9 protein-coding genes are annotated in these 9,490 nt (G+C 65.0%); 4 read left to right on the top strand and 5 right to left on the bottom strand.

Annotation, left to right across the window (positions count from 1 at the left end):
* From IH09_RS31395 to IH09_RS38220, 4 genes are all read left to right on the top strand, one after another.
* On the top strand, positions 1–219 hold a 219-nt coding region (locus IH09_RS31395; RefSeq protein ID WP_240150578.1), incomplete at its 5' end, for a transposase.
* Positions 220–509: 290 nt separating this feature from the next.
* On the top strand, positions 510–974 hold the full coding sequence (locus IH09_RS31390) for a hypothetical protein (RefSeq protein ID WP_052860928.1): 465 nt from the start codon (positions 510–512) through the stop codon (positions 972–974).
* The gene (locus IH09_RS31385; protein ID WP_052860927.1) at positions 974–2,719 is read left to right on the top strand and encodes an alpha/beta hydrolase; all 1,746 of its coding nucleotides are present in this window, start codon (positions 974–976) and stop codon (positions 2,717–2,719) included. Before IH09_RS31390 ends, IH09_RS31385 begins: the two co-directional genes overlap by 1 nt.
* A gap of 11 nt (positions 2,720–2,730) precedes the next feature.
* Positions 2,731–3,303, top strand: coding sequence for a hypothetical protein (locus IH09_RS38220; protein WP_318279609.1), 573 nt, complete (start codon positions 2,731–2,733; stop codon positions 3,301–3,303).
* Between the two features lie 382 nt (positions 3,304–3,685).
* Here IH09_RS38220 and IH09_RS31380 read toward each other — a convergent pair whose 3' ends face one another.
* The 5 genes from IH09_RS31380 to mycP (IH09_RS31365) all read right to left on the bottom strand — a co-directional run bounded on the left by IH09_RS31380 (position 3,686) and on the right by mycP (IH09_RS31365) (position 9,465).
* Positions 3,686–3,982 carry a WXG100 family type VII secretion target gene (locus IH09_RS31380; RefSeq protein ID WP_052860926.1) on the bottom strand — a complete coding sequence of 99 codons (297 nt, stop codon included), beginning with the start codon at positions 3,980–3,982 and terminating at the stop codon, positions 3,686–3,688.
* A gap of 84 nt (positions 3,983–4,066) precedes the next feature.
* A complete protein-coding gene (locus IH09_RS31375; protein WP_052860925.1) occupies positions 4,067–4,429 on the bottom strand; it encodes a WXG100 family type VII secretion target in 363 nt (120 codons plus the stop codon).
* A gap of 136 nt (positions 4,430–4,565) precedes the next feature.
* Complete coding sequence (mycP, locus tag IH09_RS38215; protein WP_110952698.1) at positions 4,566–5,744, bottom strand: type VII secretion-associated serine protease mycosin; 1,179 nt, start codon at positions 5,742–5,744, stop codon at positions 4,566–4,568.
* A 1,800-nt stretch (positions 5,745–7,544) separates the two neighbouring features.
* Complete coding sequence (locus IH09_RS31370; RefSeq protein WP_052860924.1) at positions 7,545–8,036, bottom strand: hypothetical protein; 492 nt, start codon at positions 8,034–8,036, stop codon at positions 7,545–7,547.
* A 193-nt stretch (positions 8,037–8,229) separates the two neighbouring features.
* Entirely contained in the window at positions 8,230–9,465 is a 1,236-nt protein-coding gene (gene mycP, locus IH09_RS31365) for a type VII secretion-associated serine protease mycosin (protein WP_240150577.1), read from the bottom strand.
* Positions 9,466–9,490 lie beyond the last annotated feature (25 nt).

Genomic DNA, 9,490 nt, shown 5'->3' with positions numbered 1-9,490 from the left:
GCCCCGCTGCCGAAGCGCTGGACCGTGGAGCGGACCTACGGGTGGCTCATGTTCCACCGCCGCCTGGCCCGCGACTACGAAACCCTCCCCGCCCGCTCCCAAGCCGTGATCCATCTCGCCATGACCGGCCTCATGGCACACCGCGTCACCGGCGAAACACCATCCCCTGGCGCGACCCTAAAACTCGGGATCAAACACATATTCCGGGATGAAACGTAGGGAGAAAACGACCTCTAAGGCATTGAGCCCCGGCCCAGTCGTCCCACCATTCCGCCACCGCAGGTCGGTAGGCCCGTCAGCTCGACACTCAGCAGCACGTAGCTCGACGCGCATGTGCTGCACCGCAGTTCGGGGTGGACCGGGCGGGCTTGGCGACGGTCACACAAAGAACTGCCGCAGGCAGGTTCTGCCAGCATTTGAGTACACGTACTCACGTACCGTCGCCTGTATGGCTGCTAGCGTCGCACGCGCGCGAGACAGCGACAAGCATGTGTTTGGCAGGGGGCGGAGTGACATTCGAGGAAGAGTGGGCCGAGCTCAAGCGTGAGTCCTCGGTCCGCATGGACCTGGCCAGCGCAGGCAGCGAGAGTCAGAATTCGGGCGGCGGCCAAGGCACTCTTCGTTCTTCCCAACAGGTATGGCACAAAGGCGCCAAGGCCATGGAGTCACTTCAGACCAACCTCAAGGCCGCGCTACGGGAGTTGGAGAGCAAGCAAGAAGGGGTCGGGAGCGGGCACAGCGGAGTCGATGGCCTGCGCAGCACGGCCTCACACCTCGGCGCCCATCAGTCATGGCAACGACGCCTCGATCTCGTAAGCCGGGAGTGCGAAGAGTTGAGGGGCAAGTTGCAGAAGTCCGGTGACAGTTTTTACAAGAGTGACGCCGAGGTCGGCGAAGCCTTCCATGAGCAGAAGACCCTACCGATGAAGAGCGCCGGCGCCGGCCACTCTCGCCAGGAGCGGAGAGCACCCTGATGGTGAACTTCTCACAACTGCGGACCCTCAAGCCATCGGAGTTCGAGGAAGCCGCCGACGGCTGGCACAAAGTCAGCAGCACCGCGGGCGAAGCCAAGGACCGGGTGGGCAACGAGATCATTGCGACATTGCAGCACCACCTGGAAGGCAAGGGGAGGGATGCGGCACTGGCACGCCTCCAACGGCTCAGTCGCAACTTCCAGTACATCCAGGTGGAAACTGGTCTGATCCGTACCGCCCTGAACGGACTGGCCTCGGAGCTACGTGCTGCACAGAAGAAGTTGAACGACGCGGTGGCGGATGCCGAAGCAGAGAAGTTCACGGTCAAGCCGGATGGCACGGTCCATTGGACTTCTCAGCGAGAGAAGGTTCCGTTCAATCCTGAGCACACCAGCTGGGCAGGCGGTACGGAGAGCGCCATCACCACCGACCCACAGCAGGCCAAGGCCCAGGCGTACGCAGACCGCATCGGTGGAGCCATCCAGGACGCCAACGAGGCGGACACCCACTACTCCCGGACCCTCGACCGGCTCAAGGCGGACAACGACCTCGACGTCACCACCTCGGACTGGGCCGACGTCCGGCAGGACATGAGGTCTCTCCAGAAAACCGCAAACAATTACCTGCAGCGCGATGACATCCCCAAGGACAAGGCCCCTGCCGAGAACGCAAAGTGGTGGAAGGAGCTTTCGCCAGATCAACAGCAGGAGTTGCTCGCGCTTTACCCAGACCGGGTTGGGCAACTAGACGGAATCCCGGCAGCAGTCCGTGACGAGGCGAATCGCACTTACCTCCCCATGCTCATCAGTAAGCTTGACGGCCTGGACGACGAAAAGACACAAACGCAACTCGAAGGTCTGCAGGAGATTTCGCGCCAGTTGGACGAGGGAAGTTATCCACCGATGTACCTGCTCGGGATCGATGACAAGGGAAATGGGCGAGCGATCATCAGTTACGGGAACCCGGATGATTCGAAGAACGTCTCTGCTCACGTTCCCGGGCTCGGCACCGCGCTGGACAAAGATTTCGCCATCAACGGTCTCAAGCGAGCACGGGATACAGCGATTGGAGCGCAGAAGCACGACCCGTCCAGCGCATCGATCGTCTGGCTGGGCTACGATGCTCCACAACTACCTGCCGATAGCCTTCTCGGCAACCTCGATGTTCTCAGCCAGCAGGATGCCAGAGCCGGCGCTCCTGCGTACAGCAGTTTCATGAGTGGAATTACCGTAACCAATGATAATTCCAATCCACATATCACCGCCATAGGTCACTCCTATGGCTCGCTCACCGTTGGTCAGACCGCATTGATAAACAAGGGAATTCCTGGAGTCGACGATATCGTCCTGCTCGGCAGTCCAGGAACAGGCGCGCAATCCGCGGCCGACCTTGGAGTGGGCAAGGACCATGTTTTCGTGGGTGCCGCCGACAACGACCCGGTCACGCAGCTACCGAGCAAAGCGGAGGCGAGCGGCCTGCTCCTGGGCGGCCCCATTGGCTACGGCGTGGGGTCACTGATGAGCGATGACAACGAGTTGTGGTTCGGTGTTGACCCAGCGAGCGAAGATTTTGGCGCGAGGAGGTTCAAGGTGGATGCCGGGCCCCGACCATTCATCGACGGTCAAGGCGCCACGCCTGCACACTCGCACTATTTCGACCCAGAAGTAGATCCAGTTTCAGCCGCGAACGTATCTGCCGTCGTCGCCGATCGGCCCGATCTCATCATTCCGGAGGCCGGACGATGAAACTCCGCCTAGTGGCCGGACTCATCACTGTAATTACCCTTTCCGGCTGCGCGGCATCCCGCCAGACCGTCGAAGGAACAGGAAGTGATCGCAACGTGAACATGCAGCAGGCGGCGCAGCATGCAGATGGGGTAATCAGCGACACACTGAACGCCATCAAGCCCACAATTAGCTGGACCCACGGCGAATCCACCGACGGCACATGTAACAGCGTCAAGGATGATGCGAAAGACACCGGGACGGTAACTCGCCGCGCAGCTGTTATGACGGCCATTTCGGCTACGCAGCGCGGAAAATTCGTCAAGGCAGTGAAGCAGCAATGGAAAGACAAGGGATACGTAATCACTGCCACTCGCGACAGTTCCGAGAGTCCGGCAATTTTTGCCACCACCTCCGAGAATTTTCGACTGGCTCTTGAGGTCGGCTACAAGGGGCAGGCGTTCCTCGACGTCGTCACCCCTTGCGTGAAGCAATCACAAGTCGTTCCTCCCAAGACCAAGCCCAACGGCCCCGACTACTCGGGAGGAAAGATCCCAACTCCCAATGTCCAGTCCGACTTCTGGTCGAAGCGACCCTCTGCCTGATGCTTCAGCCGTAAACCCTGATCTCTCTGTTGGCGCTGCGCCATGACGTTGCCACGGCCTTAGGGCAGTTCGTCATGCGGTCATCGGTGACTTCTCGGGGCGGCGGTCCTCATCACCGTGCGGGGATCGCCGAGAGCAACCTGCCTGCTGCATGGCTGGGCTTCACCCGGCCTGACGGGATAACTGCGGAAGTCAATGGCAAGTTCGCACGCGATACAGGCATCTGAAACCCCCAGGGCCACTGGCCTGCAAGGGGAGCTTCTCTGCAGGGCAGCCGACACGTAGATTCTCTATACAAAGCCAACGCTGTTGGGTGAACCTCCGCTGAACGGTGTCCACCCAACAGTCGTCGCCCAGGTCTGCGAACGACCGATCTCAGGGGCTACTGAAAGAAGCCCGCCGCCTTGCGGTCCGTCGTCCGGTAGTCGGCGCTGCCCGCGCGGATCTTGGCGGATACCTCGTGCAGTGTGCTCTGGATGTGGCTTGCGCGAGTGTTCCACTGCCGCTCCGCGGCCTGGAACGCCTGGTGGGCCTCGCCTTCCCAGGAATCGGAGACGCGCTTGACCGCGCCCCAGATCTTGTCCAGCTCGGCCTGCAGTTCCTTTGCGGCCCGCTCGATGTCGGCGGCGGTCTGCTCCAGAGCGCCGTAGGTAACCCGAAGGTTCTGGTCGCCGGCCATGCTCTCCCCCACTTCTCGGAGTTGCTACTCGGTGGTCGTGATGCGCCCGCCGGGGAGTCGATGCCCCAGCCCTGATGGCAGCGTCTAGTAGTTGCTGATGCCGCTGGCGGCGCCAGGGTCCAGGCGTCCGCCGGCCGCGCCACCGTTGACGTCGATGCCCCGGAAGCTGGACAGCACCTCGGCGTCATTGGCGTCGCTGGTGACGCCGGTGCGGGCGACGGCGTCGTTGATACCGTCGAGCATCCGCCGCAGCGCGGCGTGATCCTCGTTGAGCGCGTTCTGCGCCTGCCGGAAGGCGCTCGCGCCCTGGCCCGTCCACGCGGTCTCGACCGCCGAGATGGCGTTCACCAACGTCCGCAGCTGCGCCGACATCGACTGGCTGCCGCTCTGGATCTCGCTCTTGAGCTTCTCGATCTCCGCATACGTAAGTGCGGTGTTCCCTGCCATGATCCGCCTTCCCCCATGAGTACGTGTGGAAGCCGAGCAATTCCTCAGCTCTCGACTTCAGGTTACGGCTGCCCCATTGAGGGCTTCCTGACCTCTGGTCACCTTAGTCGCGCGACTTGAGTCGCGATCTCTCTTCCTAACTATTGAGCTGGGCTCTCCGGCGCCGAGCGATCACCAGCCCACCGACAATCGCCGCCCCGGCCGCCGCCCCAGCGACGGCAATGATCGGCCACATCTTGGAGTCACTGTTCTCCGCCTGGCTGGATTGATTCTGCCGCCGACTAGCGTTTTCATCGTTTGGCCGTGACGGCGACTTTGAAGGTGAGGCGGTACTGCGTGCCGACAGGAGCGGGTTGACATCGGCCGGCCCGGGGTCGCCCTCTTTGTCAAGCAGCACCTTGCGAGGACGGACGATCCCGTAACCGAGGTACTTGCTTGGCGCTTTGCCATCCTCCGGCTTGCCGGCGGTCTCCATCATGACTCGCAGGACCTGGTTGTTGGTCCATGTAGGGTGCGCGGCCCAGATCAATGCCGCCGAGGCCGAGGCGATGGCGGTGGCATCGCTGGTTCCATCCTCGATGCAGTACCGGAATTCCGTGGTGCAGCGACTGGGAATACCAACCCCTGGAGCTGCTAGTGCCACTTGTGGCCCATAGGTTGAGAATTTCGCTACCTTGAGGGACTTGTCCACTGCGCCGATTCCGACAGCCCCAGGGAGGCTTGCTGGATAGGCAGGAGCGTTGCCCTTGTCCCCATCGTTGCCCGTGCCTGCAAAGATTAGGCTTCCCTTCCTATTCGCATAGTCAATCGCCGGCTGCAGCTCATCCTCTGCTTGTTTAACAGCAAGTACCGCACGGGAGATGTTGATGACCTTCGCACCCTGGTCTGCCGCATAGCGGATCGCTTTCGCCATGTTGGCGATCCCGTATGCCCCTCCGGACTTGAGAGGCAGGACCTTCGATCCCGGCGCCACCCCCCAAGGGCCGTCTCCGCTCCGCTTACCAGCGATAATCAGCGCCATGCTCGTACCATGGCCCTCATCGTCGTGGTCTGCGCCCTTCCCTTTGCCTGAGAAATCTTTACCCGGCAGCAACTGGCCGCGCAGCTCGGGCACGGAACTGTCGACACCGCTGTCGATCACGGCAACCGTGACTCCGTCGCCCGTGCTGACCTGCCACATGCGCTCAGCCTTCATCGCGTCCAAATGCCACTGACGCGACCTCATGTCCACCGCAGCAGCGGTCGGCGCCAGCAAGCCCAGGCACAGGGCCGAGACGCAGACGGACCCCGCCAGCCGGGTCCGGTCCCACCGCATGCGAATTGCCGCCCGATTCACGATGCGGAGTCCTCCCCGTCTTCTGGTTGTTGCACGTTCACGCGGGCTCTATTCGATCACCGGAGGCACAACCGATCGGTCCTGTACCTCCCACGTCTCGTCGTCCTCCTGGAGATAGCCCGGTCGACCGGAGGAGCCACGTCTCCCCCGGGAGGACAACGGTCGGCCCCCCGTCACAGAGTGGACACCATCAGAGGCGCTGCCCCGCGTCAGGCCGGAACCGCCAGACGTGAATTCTCCTGACTGACCACGCGGTGCCTGTGCTCTTCCTCTCGCCCTTCCTGGGTCAGACGCAGAACCGCGGCCCGTGGCTGACGGCGTCCCGGAGGTGGCCCCCTCGGCGATACCTCCTGCGCTACCAGCGCTCACCGCGGATTCGCGCATCCCGAGGCGCTGCGCGTCTCCCGCCACCGGTCCACCGGGTGCCGCGCCAACGGCGCCGCCGGGCTCGTACGCCCAACGGCGCCCAGGAACGCCCCGGCTCACACCGCTGCCAGCGCCTCCTGGGTGGCCTCCGCCCATGACTCCACGTGCCATGGCGCTTCGGTCCTCTCCCATGACCGCCCCACGGGGTGCGCCGGCATTCTCCCCGCGAGGAGGGACCAGACGCTGTCCAGAACTGCCCGCGCCACCACCATTCGCCCCGCTTCCGGCAGCGGGAGGGTTCCCGCCGGTGCCCATCGACCGGGGCGCCATCACGCCGCGTTCCTCACCCATGACCGTCCCTCCCGGCAATCGGGGACGTCCGGATACGGTGCCGCCGCGCTGAGTGGTCGCGCCAGGAACACCGTTCTCCATGCCACTGCGGGGGCGATTCTGCGTCACGCCCGTTCCGGTGGTATCCGACTGCGGGGCCCCTGTTGTACCTCCACGCCCTGAGAGAGCCTTAGTTACCCCAGGGATCGCTGGCAGACCGGATGGGACGGGGCTGGAGGGAAGGCCGGAGTGCTCGGAAGCGGCGGAGATGGCGCCTCCCTGCGGCGGTGTTGTACCGGGCGCGGTAACGGGCGCGGTGGAGTCCACAGACGTACCGACCTGCGGGTCGTGCTGCGCGCCGCCAACAGTCGAGTGGGAGACTCCTCCCAAGCCCTGCTCACTGCCGCTGCTTCTCGTTGAAGAAGCGGAACCTACGCCACCTGCGCCATCCCCAGCTCTACCACCGCCCGACTGGTTGATGGCCGTGTAGCGCTCAATGATTCCTTTCTCCAAGCGCGGCGCATCCGGCACAAACCCCGAAGCCGGCCTGAAGTTAGGCAGTTCCTGGCCCTCGATACTCTCCCGAGCCGTGCGGTAATACGAGGCCAGCCGGTTCATCGCCGCCACCGCCGCTTCGCGGTCCGGGTCCGTCAGCACGGGAGCGTCCGTCGCGCCGCGTGCTGTAGGCGTTGCCGCGCTGTCCAGCTGAACGGAGTTGGTCTGCTTCGGCTCGGGCATCGTCTGTGCCTCCCACAGCGCCGTCCCGGCGTCCGAGAGGGCGTTGCCGGTGGTTGAGGCGAAGCGGGCCAGCTGGTGGCTCTGCTTGGCGGTGTCGTGGCTCCACTCGCGGAAGGCGTCGGCGCCCTCGCCCTGCCACTGCACGCTTTCGACGTGTGCCTTGAGTTCCGTGGCGATCTGCTCGATCTCCTTGCCTGCCTGTACCAGGCAGGCACCCGTGTACGAGATCTCCAAGTGGTTGCCGCCGGCCACCATGTCGTACAGGGCCTGGTGCGTCGCGTTCTCGAAGTTGCTGCTGCCGGACAAGCTGGAGTTCCCCGCCATCCTCTCTTCCTCCCCCTCGCGTCAGATGCCGTCGGCGCCGGCGGACCGGCCCTCGCCCGAGCCGCCCCCGGCAGAACCGGCGGGATCGGCGGGCCGCTGCTCCGGCCGTGGTTCCCGATACAGCTCCTGGGTGCGGCGTTGGATCGCCGCCAGGTGGTGCTTCACGTCGGCGTCGATGGCTTCGTATCCGTGCTCGGCGACCTGGGAGCCGATGCTCAGCGTCTCGATCTGGTCGCCGAACGCCTTGGAGAACGCCTCCAGTTGGGACAGCACCTTCTCGTACGCCGTCGCCAGGCCCTGTGCCTCGGCGAAACCCTGGCCGAAAGCAGCCGGGGCGATCCTGCGGTGGCCGAGCGTCCCCGCGTCCGCGTCCGACTGCTTCAAGCGCGCCAGCAGGTCATCCACCCGCTTCTTGAACTTGCCCAGCGTCTCGGCCTCGACGGCCAGACCGGCGCCCGTGCCCTGTGGCGCCACCCCGTTCACCTGCATGCCCGTGATCTCGTCGGCTCGCATGGCGTCCTTCCCCCCGGATGCTGCTACGCGTAAGTCACCAACGTCAGGAGCCACTCTATCCATCACCTCTGACAACGACCGTGCGTCTTGCGTCCATGCGTTCGGGGAGCTCTCTCTCCTATATTTCCGGGAGCGTAGCCGTTGGTGCCGTCCGGTTCATGGGCCACGGCCCCAGGGAAGTGAGTACGGCTACTCATTGACGTGCATCGCCCGCGGGGGCGCGTCCCCGCTTGCGCGCGTCTCGCCAGACGACCGCCGCGCCCGCGATCACCGCGACCGCGACGCCACCCGCCCCCAGCCCGTACGTCGCATACCGCACCAGCCGCTCCTGCGGGCTCTCCCCGTCGGGCCAGGCGGTGAGGTCCGGCGGTGTGGCCTTGGCCGGACCGCTGTTGGCGCTCGGGCGGTCGATGGGGCGGGCGTCATCGGTAAGGGCGCGCACGGGATCCACCACGCCCCAACCCACGAAAAGATCTCGGCCGTTGACGGTGCGTTCGGCGGTCTGCTCGATCTGGGCGACGATCTGGTACTCCTTCCAGTCCGGGTGCTTGGCCTTCAGGAGGGCGGCGACGCCGGCGACGTAGGGGGCGGAGAAACTGGTGCCGTTGTCCACGCACTGGCCGCCCTTGGGCACGGTGGAGACCATGTCCACGCCGGGGGCAGCCACTCCGATGAAGTCGCCGCTCTGGGAGAAGGGGGCGCGTTCGTTGTTGCGGTCGGAGGAGGCGACGGCCAACACCCCCTCGTACGACGCCGGGTAGGTGTCCTTGGGCCGGCCGTCGAGGCCGTCGTTGCCCGCCGAGGCGACGACGACGATGTTCTTGTGCCGGGCTTCCTGGACGGCGGCCGCCAGGTCTGAGTGGGGGGTCAGCGGCTTGGTGGTGTCCTGGGAGATGTTGATGACGTCCGCGTCGGCGGCGATGGCCTTGCGGATGGCCTGGGCCAGGGTGGCGGCGTTGCCGCTGCCCCTCTCGTCGTTCTGGCGGAGGGGGATGACGGTGGCTTCGGGGGCGAGCCCCACGAAGCCGGTCCCCGCGCGCGGGCGGGCGGCGATGATGCCGGCGACCTTGGTGCCGTGGCCCACCGGGTCGTACGTGCCGTCCGTCGGTGCCTGCGGATCCCCCGCCGTTTCAGTGCCGCCGTCCTTGGTGTGGTGCAGGAAGTCCCAGCCGTGTTTGGTGTCGACGGCCTCGGTCAGTTGCGGGTTGGTGTTGTCGACGCCGGTGTCGATGACGGCGACGCGTACCGGGCGGCCGTGCGCGTCCCGGCCCTTGGTGTCCTGCCACAGCTGGTCGAAGACGATGCGTTGCAGGGCCCAGGGGCGTTCCTTGATCTGTTGCTTCATGGGGAAGGTGCAGACGCCGTTCCCCTGCGGGGCCGGAGCCCCGTCCGCTCCGTCCGCGGCGTGGGCGGCCGCGGCCGGAGCCATGGGTGCGACGGTCCCGATCGGCGCC

It is taken from the genome of Streptomyces celluloflavus (assembly GCA_000720995.1).
In the GTDB taxonomy this organism is placed as follows: domain Bacteria; phylum Actinomycetota; class Actinomycetes; order Streptomycetales; family Streptomycetaceae; genus Streptomyces; species Streptomyces celluloflavus.
The sequence above is the reverse complement of the archived record's forward strand: the minus strand, read 5'-3'. Positions and strand labels throughout refer to the sequence as shown.